The 19,493-nt window shown below is 70.2% G+C and carries 17 protein-coding genes; 10 read left to right on the top strand and 7 right to left on the bottom strand.

The window, feature by feature from the left end; genetic code table 11:
* Nucleotides 1–137 precede the first annotated feature (137 nt).
* The 7 genes from ACEN2M_RS16180 (at nucleotide 138) to ACEN2M_RS16150 (ending at nucleotide 11,018) form a co-directional block, all read left to right on the top strand.
* Nucleotides 138–1,151 (top strand): adenosine deaminase, encoded by a 1,014-nt coding sequence (locus ACEN2M_RS16180; RefSeq protein ID WP_441649170.1) that lies wholly within the window; start codon nucleotides 138–140, stop codon nucleotides 1,149–1,151.
* 2 nt (nucleotides 1,152–1,153) lie between these two features.
* Entirely contained in the window at nucleotides 1,154–4,780 is a 3,627-nt protein-coding gene (locus tag ACEN2M_RS16175; RefSeq protein WP_441649169.1) for a proline dehydrogenase family protein, read from the top strand.
* Nucleotides 4,781–4,816: 36 nt separating this feature from the next.
* Entirely contained in the window at nucleotides 4,817–5,443 is a 627-nt protein-coding gene (locus ACEN2M_RS16170; RefSeq protein ID WP_441649168.1) for a hypothetical protein, read from the top strand.
* 215 nt (nucleotides 5,444–5,658) lie between these two features.
* Nucleotides 5,659–6,660, top strand: coding sequence for a 3-oxoacyl-ACP synthase III (locus ACEN2M_RS16165; RefSeq protein ID WP_441649167.1), 1,002 nt, complete (start codon nucleotides 5,659–5,661; stop codon nucleotides 6,658–6,660).
* Nucleotides 6,657–9,392, top strand: a complete 2,736-nt coding sequence (locus ACEN2M_RS16160; RefSeq protein WP_441649172.1) for an alpha/beta fold hydrolase — start codon at nucleotides 6,657–6,659, stop codon at nucleotides 9,390–9,392. Before ACEN2M_RS16165 ends, ACEN2M_RS16160 begins: the two co-directional genes overlap by 4 nt.
* 13 nt (nucleotides 9,393–9,405) lie before the next feature.
* Nucleotides 9,406–10,377 (top strand): NAD-dependent epimerase/dehydratase family protein, encoded by a 972-nt coding sequence (locus ACEN2M_RS16155; RefSeq protein ID WP_441649166.1) that lies wholly within the window; start codon nucleotides 9,406–9,408, stop codon nucleotides 10,375–10,377.
* Between the two features lie 200 nt (nucleotides 10,378–10,577).
* Entirely contained in the window at nucleotides 10,578–11,018 is a 441-nt protein-coding gene (locus tag ACEN2M_RS16150; protein WP_441649165.1) for a YdeI/OmpD-associated family protein, read from the top strand.
* 47 nt (nucleotides 11,019–11,065) lie between these two features.
* On the opposite strand, the gene ACEN2M_RS16145 is transcribed toward ACEN2M_RS16150, so the two are convergent.
* From ACEN2M_RS16145 to ACEN2M_RS16135, 3 genes are all read right to left on the bottom strand, one after another.
* Nucleotides 11,066–11,428, bottom strand: a complete 363-nt coding sequence (locus tag ACEN2M_RS16145) for a GntR family transcriptional regulator (RefSeq protein WP_441649164.1) — start codon at nucleotides 11,426–11,428, stop codon at nucleotides 11,066–11,068.
* Nucleotides 11,425–12,393, bottom strand: coding sequence for a hypothetical protein (locus ACEN2M_RS16140; RefSeq protein ID WP_441649163.1), 969 nt, complete (start codon nucleotides 12,391–12,393; stop codon nucleotides 11,425–11,427). Before ACEN2M_RS16140 ends, ACEN2M_RS16145 begins: the two co-directional genes overlap by 4 nt.
* Nucleotides 12,394–12,464: 71 nt before the next feature.
* On the bottom strand, nucleotides 12,465–12,902 hold the full coding sequence (locus tag ACEN2M_RS16135) for an Lrp/AsnC family transcriptional regulator (RefSeq protein ID WP_130177356.1): 438 nt from the start codon (nucleotides 12,900–12,902) through the stop codon (nucleotides 12,465–12,467).
* A 308-nt stretch (nucleotides 12,903–13,210) separates the two neighbouring features.
* On the opposite strand from ACEN2M_RS16135, the gene ddaH reads away from it, so the two are divergent.
* Together ddaH and rocD are read left to right on the top strand one after the other, a co-directional pair.
* The gene (ddaH, locus tag ACEN2M_RS16130; protein ID WP_441649171.1) at nucleotides 13,211–14,002 is read left to right on the top strand and encodes a dimethylargininase; all 792 of its coding nucleotides are present in this window, start codon (nucleotides 13,211–13,213) and stop codon (nucleotides 14,000–14,002) included.
* Entirely contained in the window at nucleotides 13,999–15,258 is a 1,260-nt protein-coding gene (gene rocD, locus ACEN2M_RS16125; protein ID WP_441649162.1) for an ornithine--oxo-acid transaminase, read from the top strand. The genes ddaH and rocD overlap by 4 nt, the downstream gene beginning before the upstream one ends.
* 166 nt (nucleotides 15,259–15,424) lie before the next feature.
* Here the strand turns inward: rocD and ACEN2M_RS16120 are convergent, their stop codons facing one another.
* The 4 genes from ACEN2M_RS16120 to ACEN2M_RS16105 all read right to left on the bottom strand — a co-directional run bounded on the left by ACEN2M_RS16120 (nucleotide 15,425) and on the right by ACEN2M_RS16105 (nucleotide 18,359).
* Nucleotides 15,425–15,793 carry a LysR family transcriptional regulator gene (locus ACEN2M_RS16120; protein WP_441649161.1) on the bottom strand — a complete coding sequence of 123 codons (369 nt, stop codon included), beginning with the start codon at nucleotides 15,791–15,793 and terminating at the stop codon, nucleotides 15,425–15,427.
* A 119-nt stretch (nucleotides 15,794–15,912) separates the two neighbouring features.
* Nucleotides 15,913–16,308, bottom strand: a complete 396-nt coding sequence (locus ACEN2M_RS16115; protein ID WP_441649160.1) for a sortase — start codon at nucleotides 16,306–16,308, stop codon at nucleotides 15,913–15,915.
* A 99-nt stretch (nucleotides 16,309–16,407) separates the two neighbouring features.
* Nucleotides 16,408–17,793 (bottom strand): MFS transporter, encoded by a 1,386-nt coding sequence (locus ACEN2M_RS16110; RefSeq protein ID WP_441649159.1) that lies wholly within the window; start codon nucleotides 17,791–17,793, stop codon nucleotides 16,408–16,410.
* Between the two features lie 5 nt (nucleotides 17,794–17,798).
* Nucleotides 17,799–18,359 (bottom strand): MarR family winged helix-turn-helix transcriptional regulator, encoded by a 561-nt coding sequence (locus tag ACEN2M_RS16105; protein WP_441649158.1) that lies wholly within the window; start codon nucleotides 18,357–18,359, stop codon nucleotides 17,799–17,801.
* A 198-nt stretch (nucleotides 18,360–18,557) separates the two neighbouring features.
* Here ACEN2M_RS16105 and ACEN2M_RS16100 point away from each other — a divergent pair, with 198 nt between their 5' ends.
* Entirely contained in the window at nucleotides 18,558–19,493 is a 936-nt protein-coding gene (locus ACEN2M_RS16100; RefSeq protein ID WP_441649157.1) for an alpha/beta fold hydrolase, read from the top strand.

The raw sequence follows: 19,493 nt of genomic DNA, 5'->3' as shown, positions 1-19,493 counted from the left end.
AGTAGGACACCGCCGGACTTAACTTAGCAACACCAGAAAAGCCACCCCACGGGGTGGCTTTTCTGCGTTTAACCCCCGGCCGAAGGCGGGTCGGGGAGGCGGTAACGTGGGGACCCACCTGAACACGCGGGAGAGATATGACTGTTGCCGCTTGGCCCGTCGCGGAACTGCACGTGCACATCGAAGGCACCCTCGAAACCGAGCTGCTCGTGGTCCTGGCCCGCCGCAACGACGTGCCGCTGCCGAGCTACGACCCCGATTTCCTGCGGGAGCTCTACAGGTTCACCGACCTGCAGTCCTTCCTCGACATCTACTACGCCAACCTGGCGGTGCTCCGCACCGAGGCCGACTTCTACGACCTCGGCATGGCCTACCTCACCCGGGCGTCTGCCGCCGGAGTGCGCCGGGCCGAGATCTTCTTCGACCCGCAGACCCACCTGGCCAACGGCATCCCTCTCGACGTCGTGTTCGGTGGGCTCACCCGTGCCCTCACCGACGCCCGAGCCGACCTGGGTATCTCGGCCGACCTGATCCTCTGCTTCCTCCGCCATCTCGGGGGCCAGGCGGCGCTGGAGACTCTTGACGCCGCCATCCCGTTCCTCGACCAGTTCATCGGCGTGGGCCTCGACTCGGCCGAGGTCGGCTTTCCGCCCTCCCTCTTCACCGAGGTCTTCGCCAAGGCCGCGGCCCTCGGGCTGCACAGGGTGGCGCACGCCGGCGAGGAGGGCGGGCCGGACTACGTGCACGAAGCCATCGACCTGCTCGGCGTGGAACGCGTCGACCACGGCATCCGCGCCATCGAAGACCCCCACCTCGTTGGGATCCTCCGCGAGCGGCAGATCCCGCTCACCCTGTGCCCGCTCTCGAATGTGTGCCTGCGGGCCATTCCGGTGCTCGGCGCGCATCCGCTGCCCGCCATGCTCGCCGGTGGCCTGCTGGTGACCATCAGCAGCGACGACCCCGCCTACTTCGGCGGCTATGTCGACGACAACCTCCACGCGATCCAGCGCGAGTTCGACCTTGACCACCACCAGATGGCCGCCCTGGCCCGCAACTCGTTCCGGGCAGCTTTTCTGCCGGAGGCTGAGAAACGCCGACACATCGCGGCCGTGGACGAGCACCTTGAGGGGCTGCTGCGACTAACCTCGTGAGCATGACCAATCCCCTCCCGAACGTGCAGCAGGACCTCGGTGTGGAGGTCGTCGCCCTCGTCACCAAGTGGCTGGCCGATAGCGCGACCATTCCCTCCGACGTGTCTGCCGAGCGGCTCGCCGGGGTGCTTAAAGACCCGAACGGGCTCGACTTCACGGTGGGTTTTGTCGATGGTGTGATGCGACCCGAAGACGTGATGGTGGCCGGCTACAACCTCCAGCGGGTAGCCAAACTGGCCCCGGCGTTCCTGCCGCCGGTTTTGCGTGGCGCCATCGGCGTGGGCGGCGTGATGGGCCCCGTGCTGCCGTGGGTGGTGATTCCCGCCGCCCGCAAGGTGCTGCGCCAGATGGTGGGCCACCTGGTGGTGGATGCCACGCCGGCCAAGCTCGGCCCCGCCATCGAGGCCCTCAAAGAATCGGGCAACCGGCTCAACATCAACCTGCTCGGCGAAGCCGTTCTCGGTGAGAAGGAGGCCCTACGGCGCCTCGCCGGCACCCGCGAGCTCCTGGCCAGGGACGACGTGGACTATGTGTCGATCAAGGTCTCCTCGATCGCCAGTCAGCTGTCGATGTGGGCGTTCGACGAAGCCGTCGACCGTGTCGTCAAGCGCCTGACCCCGTTGTACGAACTTGCCGCGGCGTCGCCGACCCCGAAGTTCATCAACCTCGACATGGAGGAGTACCGCGACCTCGACCTCACCATCGCGGTCTTCGAGCGCATCCTCGACCAGCCCCGCCTGCTGAACCTCGAGGCCGGCATCGTGCTGCAGGCCTACCTGCCCGACGCCCTCGGGGCCCTGCAAGGCCTCACCCAGTGGGCGCATGCCCGGCGGGCGGGCGGCGGCGCCCCCATCAAGGTGCGGCTGGTCAAGGGCGCCAACCTCGCGATGGAACACGTGGATGCGACGGTGCACGACTGGCCGCTCGCCACGTACGCCAGCAAGCAGGACACCGACACCAACTACAAGCGGGTGCTCAACTGGGCGCTCACCCCGCAGAACACCGACGCCGTGCGCATCGGTGTGGCCGGCCACAACCTCTTCGACCTGGCCTACGCGCACCTGCTCGCCCAGCAGCGCGGCGTGGACGACCGCATCGAATTCGAGATGCTGCTGGGCATGGCGACGAGCCAGGCCGAGGCCGTGAAAAAGGATGTCGGCCGCCTGCTGCTCTACACGCCGGTCGTGAACCCGGCCGAATTCGACGTGGCGATCAGCTACCTCATCCGCCGGCTCGAAGAGAACGCGAGCGACGAGAACTTCATGTCGGCGGTGTTTGAACTCGCCGACACCCCGGCCCTTTTCGAACGGGAGAAAAAGCGCTTTCTCGACTCGCTGGCCGCCCTCGAGCCCACACCGGCCGCCCAGGGCGGCACGGTCTTCGTGCCGCCGCCGAACCGCGACCAGGACCGCTCGGTGATCGTGCCCCTCGAGCCCGCTCCCGATGTCGACCTGCCCCCGCTGACGACACCGCCGGCCGACGCCGACGACCCCAACCTCACCGCCATGGTGCTCGGTCTCACCCGGGGCTCCGTCTCCCGGAGCCGGTCGATCCTAGGTGCCTTCCACAACGAACCGGACACCGATCCGTCACTCCCGGCGAACCGGGCCTGGGGCCGCAGCATCCTGGCCAGGGTCGAGACGTCGATGCTCGGCAAAGACAGCATCCGGCAAGCCCGCATCGACGATGCCGAGAGGCTCGACGAGGTCATCGCCACCGTCACCAGGGCCGGCGAGGCCTGGGCGCAGAAGCCCGGCATCGAACGGGCCGCCGTGCTGCACCGCGCCGGGTTGGCCCTGGCGGCCAACCGCGACCGCCTGATCGAGGTGATGGCCTCCGAAACCGGCAAGACCATCGCCGAGGGCGACCCGGAGGTGAGTGAGGCGATCGACTTCGCGCACTACTACGCCGAACGCGCCCGCGACCTCGACGCCGTGCAGGGTGCCATCTTCGTGCCATCCAGGCTCACCGTGATCACCCCGCCCTGGAACTTCCCCGTGGCCATCCCGGCCGGCGGCGTCCTCGCCGCCCTCGCCGCCGGCTCCGGCGTGATCATCAAACCGGCCACCCTGGCCCAGCGCACCGGCGCCGTGATGGTCGAAGCACTCTGGGAGGCCGGGGTGCCGCGAGAGCTGCTCGCGCTCGTCGACCTGCCCGACCGGGCACTCGGCAGCCGGCTGCTGGCCCACCCCGACGTCGACAGGGTGATCCTCACGGGCGCCTACGAGACCGCCACGCTCTTCCGTGGCCTCCGCGACGACCTGCCACTGCTGGCCGAGACCAGCGGCAAGAACGCCATCATCGTCACGCCGTCTGCCGACCTCGACCTGGCCGCAGCCGACGTGATCAAGAGCGCGTTCGGCCACGCCGGCCAGAAATGCTCCGCCGCCAGCCTGGTGATCCTGGTCGGCTCCGTCGCCAGGTCCACCCGGTTCCTGGGGCAACTGGTGGATGCCGCCTCGTCGCTGCGGGTGGGGCGCCCCGCCGACCCGGACAGCCAGATGGGCCCGATCATCGAGCCCGCCGAAGGCAAGCTGCTGCACGCTCTCACCGAGCTCGGCGCGGGGGAGAGCTGGTTGGTCGAGCCGAAGCTGCTCGACGACGAGCTGGAGACCGGCGTCGGCCAACTGTGGTCGCCTGGCATCCGCAGCGGCGTCGCGCCCGGATCATACTTTCACCTCACCGAATTCTTCGGTCCGGTACTGGGTGTCATGCACGCGCGCACCCTCGAGGAAGCCATCCGCTACCAGAACGCCGTCGACTACGGCCTGACCGCGGGGCTGCACTCGCTCGACGCCGACGAGATCGCCCAGTGGGTGGACACCGTCGAGGCCGGCAACCTCTACGTCAACCGCGGCATCACCGGTGCCATCGTGCGGCGGCAGCCGTTCGGCGGCTGGAAGCGCTCGGCGGTCGGTCCCGGCACCAAGGCCGGCGGACCCAACTACCTCTTCGGCTTGGGCGGCTGGATCACCGATCCAGGGCGCAACAGCTCGACCCTGCACCTGCGTGGCCTCGAACAGCGGATCACCGACCTCATCGAGGCATCCCAGCCCTCGCTGCCCTATGAGGACTTCGACGTGCTGCGTCGATCGGCGTTGAGCGATGCCCTCGCCTGGCGCGACGAATTCGATGTCGTCGCCGACGTCTCCGCGCTCGGCCTGGAGCGCAACCTGTTCCGCTACCGGCCGCTTCCCGTGACCGTGCGGCTGGGCGAGGACGGCAGCCTGGCGCTGTTGCTGCGCGTGATCGCGGCCGGCCTGCTCTCCAAATCCAGATTCATCGTGTCCAGCGCGCTACCGGTGCCACCGAAGGTGCGAGCCGTACTGGCACCCCGCGATATCCCGGTGATCATTGAAAACGACGAGGAATGGCTGGCCAGAGCCGCCGCCGGCGAGATCACGACCAGCCGGGTGCGACTGATCGGCGGCGACCCGCGAACCGGAGCCGCCGAAGCAGCCACCGCCTTCGCCCGCGCACTCGGCGGCAGCCCCGACATCGCCGTGTACGCGCATGCGGTCACCCAGGCCGGACGAATCGAACTGCTGCCGTTCCTGCGGGAACAGGCGATCTCGATCACCGCTCACAGGTTCGGCAACCCGAGCACCCTCACGGACGACGTCATCTAGCGCCATAATGGCGGCGGCCGAAGGCGAGGTGATCCAGTGGCGACACCGAAGTTCCTTCGGCTGCGCCGTGAGGCGTGGGGATTCATCGTCGGTTCGGCCCTGTTCATCGTGGGAGCCGTGCCGGGCTTTGTGGCCTGGGCCGGCCCCGTGCTCGACAATCTCACCTTCTTCATCGGCTCGCTGTTCTTCACCGTCGCCGCCTTCATCCAGCTCAACCTCAGTGGTCGTCGGCCACCGCGCACCACCACCAACCGGCCGGACCGGTTCGACTGGTGGGCCGCGGCCATCCAGTTCGCCGGCACGCTGTTCTTCAACCTGAGCACGGCCACGGCGCTCGCCGCCAGCATCGGCGGCACCGGCCGCACCGGCTGGCGCCCGGATGCCTACGGGTCGGTCTGCTTCCTGCTCGCCGGCCTCCTCGCCGTTGCAGCCACCACCGGTCGGGATGCCCTGTGGGATCCGAAGGCGCGCACCTGGCGGAGCACCTGGCTCAACCTGCTGGGCTCGGTGGCATTCGGGGTCGCCGCGGTCGGCGCGTACCCGATTTCGGAGTCCGGTCAACAGTTTCTCGCCAGCTGGGCTACTGTCGGCACCATCGCAGGCGGCGCCTGCTTCCTGGTGGCTGCCGCCCTGACCCGACCCGGCACGCCGCGTCTGTCCTGACCTGCCGAACGCGGGCGAAGGGCGGGTGACGGCGGCACCGTCTGAAAGGCTGATAATGGAAGGTAGCCATCGCGGCAGCCACCGGATTCCACGCCGCTGCGGGCATCAGCTGACGCACGGTTGACACCCAGACTTCTGGGAGAAAATCGATAGGACTTGATTTGTCGCCATCCATAACTCGACAGGGGACCCCGTTGGACGGAAACGCAACAACGATGCACCGCAATGTCGCGTTGTTGTCGGTCGCCACGACCATCGCCCCCCGCATCACGACGTCTGAAGAGATCGACGTTCGCCTGCAACCGGCGCTGAAGCGTCTGCGCCTGCCCAAGGGGCTGCTGCAACGCGTCGCCGGCGTGCACGAACGACGCAACTGGGACGTGGGGCAGGCCTTCGATGACGCCGCCGTTTCCGCCGGCAAGCGCGCCCTGGCGGCCGCCGGGATCGACCCCAGCGAGGTGGGGCTGATGATCAACACGTCGGTCACCCGCAAGCACCTGGAGCCGTCGGTCGCGGTTCGCATCCACCACGGGCTCGGGCTGCCGTCGTCGGCGACGAATTTCGACATCGCCAACGCCTGCCTGGGCTTCGTGAACGGCATGACCCTGGCCGCCCAGCTCATCGACTCCGGTCAGATCAACTACGCGGTGATCATCGACGGCGAAGACGCCGACGAGATCCAGACCAACACCATTGAGCGCCTGGGCCGGCCCGACATCGGCCGCAAAGACTTCATGAGCGAGTTCGCCAGCCTCACACTGGGTTCCGGCGCCGCGGCGGCCGTGCTCGGCCGGGCCGACGCGCACCCGGAAGGCCACCGCATCCTCGGCGGCGTGACCCGGGCGGCCACCCAGTTCAACGACCTCTGCGTCGGCAGCGTCGACGGCATGTTCACCGACGCGAAGGCGCTGCTCAAGGGCGGAATGGAACTGGTCGTGTCGGCCTGGACCGAAGCCAAGCGGGACTGGAGCTGGTCGAACATGGACCGCTACATCCTGCACCAGGTGTCGGATGTGCACACCAACGCCATCGTGAAGGCCACCGGCCTCGACCGCAGCCGGGTGCCGCTGACCTATCCCAGCTACGGCAACGTGGGACCGGCCTCCATCCCGATCACGCTCTCCGAGGAGGCCGCGCGCCTCCAGCCCGGCAACCGGGTGCTGCTGATGGGCGTCGGCTCCGGCCTCAACACGGCCATGATGGAGATCCAGTGGTGAGTTACCGGCTGCCGCGTACCGCGACGGCCCTCGCTCCGGCGAGCGTTCCGCCGAGCGGGCTGCCCGGGCTCGACCCGGAGTGGTCCCGGATCGTCGATGTGGTCGAGAGCGGCCCGCACGACGGCGCGGATGCCGGCGTCAGTCACGCGTGGCACCTGCTCGACAACGGGGAGCAGCTGGCCGCGCTCGGCGTCGAGCCGGTGGGCACCGTGCTGTGCGTGCACGGCAACCCCACCTGGTCCTACCTCTGGCGGGACCTCGTGGCCCAAGCCACCGCCGCTGCCGCCGCCGGCCGGCCCGCCTGGCGCGTCATCGCGGTCGACCAGCTCGACATGGGTTTCTCGGAGCGCACCGGTGTCGCCCGCCCACTCGCGCGCCGGGTGCAGGACCTCGACGACCTCACCCGCGGTCTGGGTCTCACCGGACCCGTGGTCACCTTCGGCCACGACTGGGGCGGCGTGGTCTCCCTGGGCTGGGCCGTCGACCACCCCGACCGGCTCGCCGGCGTCATGCTGCTGAACACGGCCATCCACCAGAGCGCCACCGAAGACATCCCGGCCCCGCTGCGCCTCGCGCTGGCCCGCGGGATGCTCAGCGCCGGCACCGTGCTCACACCGGCGTTCCTGGACACCACCCTCGCGCTCGGGCATCCGGCCCTGACGAGTGAGGTCAAGAACGCGTACCGGGCGCCGTACCGCACGGCCACCCGCCGCGGCGGCATCGGCGGTTTCGTCGCCGACATCCCCGTGGACGCCCGCCACGACAGCCACGCCGAACTGCACCGCATCGCCGAGTCCCTCCGGTCGCTCACGGTGCCGGCCCTGATGCTCTGGGGCCCGCGCGACCCGATCTTCAGCGACCGGTACCTCGACGACCTCATCGACAGGCTCCCGCACGCCGCGGTGCACCGCTTCGAGGGCGCCGGGCACCTGATCGCCGAAGACGTGGACTACGCCGGCGCCGCGCTCGCCTGGCTCGCCGCGAGCCCGGCCGAGCCCGCCGAGCCGGCCCCGCTGGCCGAGCCTGCCCCGCTGGCCGAGCCTGCCCCGCTGGACGAGACCCCGCGGGTCGACCTCGCCAACCCGCCCCTGTGGCACTACCTCGATGAGCTGCGGGACAGCGACGAGACCGCCCTCATCGACATGGCCCCCGCCGGCGGCGCCGGCCCCCGCGTCGTCACCTGGCGGCTGCTCTCCCGCCGGGTGCGTGAGATCGCGGCCGGACTCCACCAGATCGGCGTGCGGCGCGGCGACAGGGTCTCCCTGCTGGTTCCGCCCAGCGCCGACCTCACCGCGGTGCTCTACGCCTGCATCCGCCTCGGCGCGATCGTGGTGGTGGCCGACGCCGGCCTCGGCCTCACCGGTCTCACCCGCGCGGTGCGCGGCGCCCGCCCCGACCACGTCATCGGAGCGCTGCCCGGCCTGATGGCCGCCCGTGCCCTCGGCTGGCCGGGCCAGAAGATCTCGGTCAACCGGCTTCCCGCGGCCAGCCGCCGTGCCCTCGGCGTCTCCTTCGCTCTTGCCGACCTGATTTCGCTGGGCCGCGACGAAGAGCTGCCCGAGCCGCCGCAGCCCGGTGACGTAGCCGCGGTGCTCTTCACCTCGGGGTCGACCGGGCCCGCGAAGGGCGTCGTGTACACGCACGGCCAGTTGTCCGCCGTCAGTGACGCTCTGCACAGGCAGTACGGCGTGGGCCGCGGCACCGGCCTGGTCGCCGGGTTCGCGCCGTTCGCGCTGCTCGGCCCTGCTCTGGGCGCCCGCTCGGTAACGCCCGACATGGATGTCACCGCGCCGAAGACGCTCACCGCCGTCGCGGTCGCCGCCGCGGTGGCCGCCATCGACGCCACCGTCGTCTTCCTCTCCCCGGCCGCGCTGGCCAACGTGGTGGCCACCCAGGGCGAGCTGACCCCCGCGGACCACGACGCCCTCGCCCGCGTGACAAGCTTCCTGTCGGCCGGCGCCCCCGTGTCCGAACCGCTGCTCGCTTCCGCCGCCGCGTTGATGCCCGGCGCCTCCGCGCACACTCCCTACGGCATGACCGAGGGCCTGCTGATGACCGACATCAGCCTCGACGGCATCCGCGAGGCTGCCCGCGACGACGCGGCGCGCGGCCCCGGCGGGGTCTGCGTCGGACGCCCCACGGCGACCACCCGGGTGCGCATCAGCGCCCTCGACGAGACCGGCGCCGCCGTCGGCGCCCTCTCCGAGGCCCCGCAGGTCACCGGCGAGATCGTGGTCTCGGCCCCGCACGTCAAGGACCACTACGACAGGCTCTGGCTCACCGACCTGGCCGCCACCCGTGAGGTCACGGCGGGGGAGCGCTGGCACCGCACCGGTGACGTCGGGCACCTCGATGCCGCGGGCCGGCTCTGGGTGGAGGGGCGCCTGCCGCACGTGATCACCACGGCGCACGGCGTCGTCACCCCCGTCGGACCCGAGCTGGCCGTTTCTGCCCTGGCCGGCGTCGACCGTGCCGCGACCGTGGGTGTCGGCCCCGCCGGCACGCAGCAGGTCGTCATCGTCGTCGAAACGGTGCCGCCCGCCGCGCGGGTTGGCCTGGCCGACGCCGAGCTGGCCAGAGACGTGCGCGCGGTCACCGGCCAGCCGATCGCGGCCGTGCTCGTCGTGCCGCACCTGCCCACCGACATCCGCCACAACTCGAAGATCGACCGCACCCGCCTGGCCGGCTGGGCGCACGGGATCCTCACCGGCGCCAGGCTCACCCAGCCGTGAGAGAAGGCCAGCCGTGAGAGTGCTCGTCACCGGAGCCAGCGGCTTCCTCGGTCGAGCCGTCGCCGCGGCGATCGTCGCCGCCGGCCATGAGGTGCGCTGCTTCCAGCGCCGGCCCAGCGGGGTCGCCGGCGCCACGGATGCCCTCGGCTCGATCACCGACCCGGCCGACGTCTCCGCGGCCGTCGCCGGGGTCGACGCCATCGTGCACCTCGCCGCCAAGGTCTCCCTGGCCGGCCCGCCCGCCGAGTTCGAGAGCGTGAACGTGGGCGGCACCCGCACCCTGATCGACGCCGCCCGCACGGCCGGCGTCGAACGCCTGGTCTTCGTGTCGTCGCCGTCGGTGGCGCACGCCGGGGCATCCATCACCGGCACCGACGCGCTGCCGGCCGACCCCGAGCGGGCGCGCGGCGACTACGCCCGCACCAAGGCCGCCGCCGAGCTGCTGGCGCTCGCCGCCGACTCGCCCCGGCTGCGGGTCGTCGTCGTGCGGCCGCACCTGGTCTGGGGCCCCGGCGACACCCAGCTGATCGCCCGCATCGTCGAACGCGCCAGGGCCGGCCGGTTGCCGCTGCTCGGGCACGGCGCGGCGCTCATCGACTCCACCTACATCGACAATGCCGCCGGCGCCATCGCGGCCGCACTCGAGCGGGTGGATGCCGTGCACGGCAACGCGTACGTCATCACCAACGGCGAGCCCCGGCCGGTGGCCGACCTGCTGGCCGGCATCTGCGCGGCAGCCGGCGTGCCCGCGCCCGCCTGGAGTGTGCCCGCGGGGGTGGCCCGCGCGGCCGGCTCCGCCATCGAGGCGGCGTGGCGGGTGTTCCCTGGCGCAGACGAACCGCCGATGACCCGGTTCCTCGCCGAGCAGCTGTCGACCGCGCACTGGTTCGACCAGCGCCGCACCCGGGCCGACCTGCACTGGACGCCGGCGGTGACCCTCGACGAGGGCCTGGCGCGCCTGGCCGAGCACTACCGCGCCGTCTGAGCGTCCGCGAGTTGCGGCAAGGTGCCCCATTGGCCGCTCCGACGGGACATCCTGGCGCAACTCGCGAGAGCGGGATGTGGGGAGTCGCGCCAATGTGACCCTTCGGGCCTGCTGAAGGGGTACTACGCCGTAACTCGCGGACGCGGTGGATGTGCGGAGCGCGCTTGTCGACATCCGGCCGACGGCGACATACTCGCTCTATGGACTTCCGAACGGTCATCGAGCAATCCGGCGCCACCGCCACCGGCATCCCGGTGCCCGACGACGTCGTGGCCGGGCTCGGCCCGGGCAAGCGGCATGCCATCACCGTCACCATCAACGGGCACAGCTATCGCAGTTCCGTCGCACCGTACCGGGGCGCCTACATGATCGCGTTGAGCGCCGAGAATCGCACCAAGGCGGGCGTGGCCGGCGGCGATGAGGTGGAGGTGACGGTCGAGCTGGATGATCAGCCGCGCACCGTTGACGAGCCCGAACCGCTCACCGAAGCGCTGGATGCGGATCCGGCGGCCCGTGCGGCCTTTGCCAAGCTCTCGTTCAGCAATCAGCGCCGGCACGTGCTGGCCATCGAGGGCGCGAAGACCGACGCCACCCGGCAGCGCCGGGTCGACGCCGTGCTCGCCGAGTTGCGCGGCGCCTGAGCCGCCGCGCCAGGGCGGCGCATGCACCGTCCCTCAGCGGATCCGGCTCAGTCCGACAGCCCCAGTGCCGCCCGCACGATCGCCAGCGCCTCGTCCGGGCCCACCCCGAGCGATTTGGCACGGTCGGCGTAGGCCACGGCGGCCAGTTGCACCTGCCGGTGCGTGGCATCCCCGGTGGCGGCGACGAACGAGCCGAGGCGGCCGCGGGTCTCGATCACCTCGTCCTGCTCGAGGGCCCGATAACTGCGGGCCACCGTATTCGGCGCCAGGCCCAGGTCCTCCGCGAGCCGCCGCACCGTGGGCAGTTTGTCGCCGGGTGTGAGCGCACCGGTTCGAACGGCCTCGATCACCTGCAGCCGGATCTGCTCGAACGGGGGTGTCGTGGAGTGCGGGTCGACGACCAGTCTCACGGGCGGCGGCTCTCGACCGGAGCGGCTCCTCCGTGTGCGCCGCGGCGCAGCTCCACGGCCACGTCCGGCCAGAGCCGGGTGAGGTAGTGCGGCGGACGGCGTGACCCCATCGAGAGTAGAGCCACACCCACCGGGCCCATGACCAGTGGCACGATGGAAAAGGCCACAGCTATGGCGGTTCCGGTTCCCGACGAGGGTGTCACCGCTGCGCTGACGGAGGTCAGCACCACGATCACACTGCAGAGCGCCCCCAGCGCGGGAGTCTGCACCAGCGCACGCAGCGTCAAACTGCGAAGAGCGTCGGACCACGCCAACTCCATGTCGTTGCCGGCGGGCTGGCCCCGCCCCACCAAGCGAGTCGACAGGATGCGGCCGACTCCGGCCGATGCGAGCGAGATGATCCACAGCACAAAGCCGGGCCACCACAGAGAAGGGATGCTCGCGCCACTGAGCGCGTCGTCGGGATCGACCAGGATCAGCGCGGCCACGGCGGCCAGTGCCACTCCGCTGACACCCATGGCAACGGGACCGCACCAGAGGTCGACGGTAGAGAGATAGTCCGCACGGCTCGGCGTGGGCGCCCGCGCCACGCGAGGACGATCGCCGAGCGAGACGAACGCCGACCTGAACTCCGCCACGCACAGTCCGACGGCGCCACCCAGGCCGGTCAGAACGATGAGCATCAGCCCGGACCAGATGCCGCCGTCCGGTGATTCCGGTAGCGCGATAAGAGCAGCTGTCGCAACGAGCAGAGCGATCAGGGTGCCGACCAACACGCCGCGGGTGCGCGAGCGGATGCGCGCGATCAGGACAGGCTCGACCTCCGGTGTGATGGCCAAGCCGGCGCGGCGCGCGGTATCTCGCAGCGCATCCGGGCGAATGGCGGCACCTGGCCGAAGCTGCCACGCGAAGACGACCGTCAGCAGTCCAGCCACGACCAGCAGGGTGATCTCGTACAGGTCCACGGGCATCCTCGTTTGTTTGGTGTTTGTACCAAGCTAACAAGCCGGGGTGCGCCCGTCAAGGCCTGATGCGGCTACTCAGCGCTGCGGTGGATCAGCCGGGTGAGCACTATCGCGCTGCGGGTGTGGTCCACGTTCGGGGCCAGTCGCACCTTCTCCAGCGCCGCTTCGAGGCCCGGAATGTCGCGGGCCCGAATGTGCACGATCGCGTCGGCGCTGCCGGTCACGGTGCCGGCGTCGACGACCTCCGGCACGCCGGAGAGAATGCGCAACAGCTCATCGGGTGCGACCGTTCCGCGGCAGAACAGCTCGACGTACGCCTCGGTGCTCATGCCGTCGATCGACGGGTCGACCTGGATGGTGAACCCGCGGATCACCTTGTCGGCGACCAGCCGGTCCACCCGCCGCTTCACCGCGGAGGCCGACAAGCCCACCACGGAACCGATGTCGCCGTAGCCCGCCCGGGCGTTCTGGCGGAGTAGGTCGAGGATGCCGCGATCGAGGTTGTCCATCCGACCAGTCTACGCTGCGAAGTTGCGTGATCATCGGGGCCAACGCGCATTCCATGCGCCAATTCGCACGAAACGTTGATTCATGCTGTGTGAAACTAGAACCGGCGTCCCTGTGCGACCGGCCTCACCGATCACACCGGGCTCACGAGAGCGACCTGGTCCGCCACCCACCCGCGTTCCGTCTACGCCTCGGCCGACGGACTGCCCCCAGAGGAGCTCCAGTGTCAATTGATGTCGCATCCGCCAACCCGGACGAATCGGTCGCGCCCGTCGCACTGACTCGCACCCCGGTCAAACGCACGATCCTGATGTGCAAACCAGAATTCTTCACCGTGGTCTACCGGATCAACCCGTGGATGGACCCGGCCCTGCCGACCGACACCAGCCTGGCCGTCGCCCAGTGGCAGACGCTGTACGACACCTACATCGAACTCGGCTTCGACGTGCACCTGATCGAGCCCATCGACGGCCTGCCCGACATGGTCTACGCCGCCAACGGTGGTTTTGTGATCGACGGCATCGCCTACGGGGCCAATTTCACCTACCCGCAGCGCCAGCCCGAGGGTCCCGCCTACATGGACTGGTTCGGCGCCAACGACTTCGACGTGCGCGAGCCCGTCGAGATCAACGAGGGCGAGGGGGACTTCCTGCTCGTCGGCGACGTCATCCTGGCCGGCACCGGTTTCCGCAGCGCGTCGAACAGCCACGAGGAGATCTCGGCGATCTACGGCCGTCAGGTGATCACCCTCACACTGGTCAACCCGAGCTTCTACCACCTGGACACCGCCATCGCCGTGCTGGATGCGTCCCCCACGTCCGGCAACGGCGAGATCGCCTACCTGCCCAGCGCGTTCGACGAACCGAGCCTGGCCATCCTGCGGGAACGCTTCCCGGACGCCATCATCGTCACCGAGGAAGATGCCGCGATCCTCGGCCTCAACTCCTACTCCGACGGCTACAACGTCGTGATCGCCGCCAAGGCCAAGGACTTCGAACGCCAGCTGCGCGGGCGCGGCTTCAACCCGATCGGCGTCGACCTGTCCGAGCTGCTGCTCGGCGGCGGAGGAGTGAAATGCTGCACTCTGGAGCTGCGCCGATGAGCGCCCTGACCGACCAGTCCGGCCTCACCGCCCAGGTGGGCCTCTCCGACCAGACCGCGGCGATCGCGCTCGAGAACGAGCACGCCGCCCACAATTACCACCCGCTCGCCGTGGTGGTCGCGTCCGGAGACGGCGCCTGGGTCACCGATATCAACGGCAAGCGCTACCTGGACTGCCTGGCCGCGTACTCCGCGGTCAACTTCGGCCACTCCAACCCGGTGCTGTTGGATGCCGCGCGCGCGCAGCTGGGCCGGATCACGCTCACCAGTCGGGCCTTCCACAACGACCAGCTCGGCCCGTTCGTGACCGCCCTGGCGAAGCTGGCCGGCAAAGACATGGTGCTGCCGATGAACACCGGCGCGGAGGCCGTGGAATCCGGGGTCAAGGTCGCCCGCGCCTGGGGCTACCGGGTCAAGGGTGTCGCGGCCGGGATGGCGAACATCATCGTCGCCGGCGGCAACTTCCACGGCCGCACCACCACCATCATCAGCTTCTCCGACGATGAGTCCGCCCGAGCGGATTTCGGCCCGTTCACGCCGGGGTTCCGCACGGTGCCCTACGGGGATGCCGCCGCGCTGGAGGCCGCGATCGACGAGAACACCGTGGCGGTGCTGCTCGAACCCATTCAGGGCGAGGCCGGCATCGTCGTACCGCCCGCGGACTACCTGCCCGCCGTGCGGGAGATCACCACCCGGCACAATGTGCTCTTCATCGCCGATGAGATCCAGTCCGGCCTGGGTCGCACCGGCGCCACCTTCGCGGTGGAGCAGGCCGGCGTCGTGCCCGACCTCTACCTGCTCGGCAAGGCCCTGGGTGGCGGCATCGTGCCCGTCTCCGCCGTGGTCGGCAACACCGACATCCTCGGCGTGCTGCGCCCGGGCGAACACGGCTCCACCTTCGGCGGCAACCCGCTGGCCGCGGCGGTGGGCCTGGCCGTGGTGAACCTGCTCGCCACCGGCGAGTACCAGCAGCGCGCCCGCGACCTCGGCGCCCACCTGCACGAGAGGCTGCTCGGCCTGGTCGGGCACGGTGTGCTCGAGGTGCGCGGCGCGGGCCTCTGGGCCGGCATTGATATCGACCCCGCGCTGGCGCCTGGGCGTGCGGTCTGCGAGGCCCTGATGGAGCGCGGTGTGCTCGCGAAGGACACCCACCGCTCCACCATCCGCCTCGCCCCACCGCTGGTGGTGTCGGCGGAGGACCTCGACTGGGCGGTCGACCAGCTCGCCGCCGTGCTCGAGGAGTTCGGCGCCGCGTAGGCGCCCGATCCCGCGAAGCGCCCTGTCGCGCACGAGTTGCCCCGGTCGCGCCGGGGCGACTCGTGCCCACGCGGGCACCTCCGCGCAACCGGTGCGGTTGCGGATCAACAGGTCAGCAGGTCAGCGGCTCAGGGCGGAGAACCCGGCCACACGTCGAACCGTCGGCTCAGCGGGACTGGCGACGCTTGCCGGGCGCGGCCTGGCCCTTCACGGCGGGAGCGCGGCCACGGCCCTTGGACGCCTTGGCCTTGCCGCCGCCTCCCGACGAGTTGCCGGAGCCCTGGGACGGTCCGCCGGCCGGCGGCATGTGGGCAAGCAGCCCCTTGGACTCGGCGAGCAAGGCTATGCCGGCCTCGGTGAGGTAGGGGTTGTCCGCCGCCGGTTCGAACAGCGGCACACCCAGTTCGGTTTCGAGCGAGGCAACCGACTTCATCAGCGTTGTGCGCGACACGTTGAGGTTCTTCGCGGCGCGGGCAATGTCCAGCTCCTCGGCGACGGCGACAAAACGCCGGAGCAGTGTGGTGTCCACGGGCATCCTCTCTGCCGCACGCGCGAGTCGCGTGCCTTGAGTACAGGCTACGCGGTCGCGGTCGCCTTCGCCGGTCGGCTCCGCTGGCGGCAGCTATCGGCCCAGCGCAGCCCGTAGCACCCGGCTCAGACGAAGAGCAGCACGATCCCCAGGATCGCCGAGCCCACGCCGAGCCCGGTCAAGATCAGGCCGGTGAGGCGCAGGGCCTTGCCGTCGTGGTCGGGGGAATGGGTGCGGCAGCGCTCGGGGGACCTGGCGTTGAACCAGACGGTCACGTCGTCGCCGGGTTCGAGGTGCTCGGTCTCGTGGCTGTCGGCGCGCGCCTCGTGCACCTCGCCGGTCTTGTCGAACCAGCGGATGACGGAGCCGGACTTGGTGGCCGCCACGACACCATCCGCCTCGATCCAGCGGTGGCCGAACCCCCGCACCGAGAGGCCGATGATGTAGAGCGGAACGCCGACCAGGAGGCCGACGATCGTGAAGATCTCGCTGAGCATCGAGACGATGTCGTGTAGCTCCACCCGTGCCCGCCGTTCCCGTCGCCCTGCCTAGGGTGAAATGTTATCGCGCGCGGCCTCGCAGAATGCTGTCGGGCGGCGGTTGTGCGGCGCATGCGTCGGTCAGCGCGGCGTGGTGGCCTCGACGACCGCGATTTCGCGGGTGGCGGTCTCCCGGTCGCGCTCCTGACTGGCGGCATCGGCCTTGGTGGTGACGGTGCGGATGGCCGAGGTGAGTGGTTGACCGTCCCCGCGGTGCCGCACGCGCAGCCTGGGCGCTCCGCGGTGCGCGGTGCGAGGCCGGATGCGCACGCGTAGACGCTGATATCGCACCATCCAGAACATGACGGCTGCGGCCGCGATCAACCCGGAGGCGGCAGCGACGCCGATGGCCCAGCGTGGGCCGTACTGGTCGGCGACCCAGCCGACCAGCGGAGCGCCGAGCGGGGTGCCGCCGGCGAAGATGGCCATGTACAGAGCCATCACCCGGCCGCGCATGGCCGGTTCGGTGGTGGTCTGCACGTAGGCGTTCGCCGTGGTCATCAGGGTCAGTGAGGTGAGCCCGACGAACGCGAGCGAGATTGCGAAGCTGAGGTAGCTGGGCATCACGGCGGCGATGGCGCAGGTGAGGCCGAAGAAGAAGGCACCGCCCACCACCAGGCGCATCCGGGGCCGGCTGCGCCGGGCCGAGAGCAGGGCGCCGACCACGCTGCCCACCGCCATGATCGAGCTGAGCATGCCGAACTCGCTGGCACCCATGCCGAACTCCACGGTGGCCATGGTCGAGGTGAAGATGGCGAAGTTGAAGCCGAAGGTGCCCACCAGGAACACCGTGATCAGCACCGCGACGATGTCCGGCCGATGCCAGACGTAGCGGAAGCCGGCCATCAGTTGGCCCCGTTCGCGCGGCGCGCGGGGTTGCTTGCGCAGCTGCTTGGTGCGCAGCAGGGTCATGGCCAAGACGGTGAAGGCGAAGGTGACGGCGTTGATCATGAACACCCAGCCGGCGCCGACGGCGACGGTGAGCAGGCCCGCCGCGGCGGGGCCGATCAGCCGGGCGCCGTTGAACGAGGCCGAGTTGAGCGCGACGGCGTTCGAGAGGCTGTCGTCGGGCACGAGCTCGGAGACGAAGGTCTGCCGCGCGGGAGCGTCGATGGCGGCGACGATGCCGAGGCCCAGGGCGAAGAGGTAGACGTGCCAGAGTTCCACGACCCCGGTCACGGTGATCAGACCCAGGCCCAGGGCGAGCAGCCCCATCAGGGTCTGGGTGAGCATCAGCAGCTTGCGCCGGTCGAACCTGTCGGCGATGAGGCCGGACCACGGCATCAGCAGCAGCTGCGGCCCGAATTGCAGGGCCATCACGATGCCCACCGCTGTGGCGTTGTAGTCGGTGAGCTGGGTCAGCACGATCCAGTCCTGGGCCGTGCGCTGCATCCAGGTGCCCACATTGGACACCAGGGCGCCGGCGAACCAGATCCGGTAGTTGACCACGCTCATAGAGCGGAACATTGCACTCAACTGTTGGCGAGCTCCTTCATGATTTCGGTGGCGGCGGCCAGGGTCTGGCGCTGCTCGGGGGTGAGGCGCAGGATGCGCTGGGCGATCCAGTCGTCGCGGCGCCTGCGGGTTTCGCGCACGAGGGTCAGCCCGGCGGCTGTGACGGTGAGCACAACCTTGCGCCCGTCCTCCGCGGAGCCGGCCCGGTCGACAAGGCCGGCCTCGACCAGGGCGTTGACGGTGCGGTTCATCGAGGGCGGGGTCACCCGTTCCTCTTCGCTGAGCGCGCTCAGCGTCATCGGTCCGAGCCTGAATACCGCGCCCAGTGCCGAGAACTGGCCGCTGGTGAGTTCGTTGTCGGCCTGCTCCTGGCGCACCCGGCGGGCGAGCCGGCCGTTGGCGAGCCTGAAGTCGTGGCTCAACTCCGCCACGGTGCGCCGCTTGGAGTGCAAGGTCGCCAACGCCGGATGCGCCGGCGTGGCCGCGGGGTGCGCGGCCGCGGGGTGTACGGGGTGCGCGGCGTTCACGGGGTGCGCTGCAGACGCTGGGGTGGTGGGCGCAAGAGGACTCTCAGACATGATTACTTAGCCTAACAAATTAGCCATGCTAATGATTCCCGCTCCCTCCGTTCCCCCCACCTCACGCCCAAACTGTTGCCGATGCGGACAAATGCCCCCGGTGCGCCGGGTGCACTTGTCCGCACGGGCAACACTTGTGCGGGAAAGTGCGGAAAGTGGGGGGAGCTGGCGAGGCCGGTTCTACGGCAGAATGAGCCCGTGCCCACCTTCACCGATGAATACGGCGTGCCGATCGTTTACTACGCCTGGCCGGTCGACAACCCCCGCGCCATCGTGCAGCTTGTGCACGGGGTGGGTGAGCACGCCTTGCGCTATCGACAGGTGGCCCGCGCGCTGAACGCGGCCGGGTACTCGGTGTACGCCGACGACCACCGCGGGCACGGCCAGACCGGGATGCTGCAGCACGGCGGTGACGCCGGCCAGCTCGGCCGGCTCGGTGTCGGCGGTTTGCGGGCGGCGGTCGCCGCCGTGCACGCCTTCACCGGCGTGATCCGGCAGGCGGCCCTGCAGCAGGCCGAGGCGCACGATGCCGAGGTCAACGACGCTGGGGCCCAGGATGCACCCGGGCGCTCGCCGGTGCCGCTGGTGCTGGTCGGCCACAGCTGGGGCTCGTTCATGGTGCAGATGATCCTCAACCGGTATCCGGAGGACTACCAGGCGGTGGTGCTGACCGGCACCGCTTACCGCTGGCCCGGCTTTCTCGAGAGCGGCGACCTCAACCGCAGGCACAAGCACCTCGGTACCACCGGTGCCGAGTGGCTCAGCCGCGACCCTGCGGTGGCGGGGGCGTTCGTGGCCGATCCGCTCACGACGAGTGTGCCGCTGGCCAAGCTCTTCGGGCTGCGTGACGCCGTGCGCATTCTCGGACGCCCCGCCCGGCGGCTGCCCGCCGAGCTTCCCCTGCTCATCCAGGTCGGCGGCGACGACCCGGTGGGCGGGGAGCGCAGCGCTCAGAAGCTCGTGGCGGCGTACACGCGCCGGTCCGGCCTGCGGGATGTGCGCCTGATCGTGTACCCCGGCGCCAGGCACGAAGTCTTCAACGAGGTCAACCGCGACGAGGTGCTCGCCGACCTGGTGACCTGGCTCGACAGTCACCTCCCTGCCCCCGCCCAGGCGGCCGCTGCCGACGATTAG

Origin of the sequence: Cryobacterium sp. W22_MBD10_FK3, from assembly GCF_052113745.1 — a bacterium.
GTDB lineage: Bacteria > Actinomycetota > Actinomycetes > Actinomycetales > Microbacteriaceae > Cryobacterium.
This window is presented reverse-complemented; position numbering and strand designations above follow the sequence as displayed.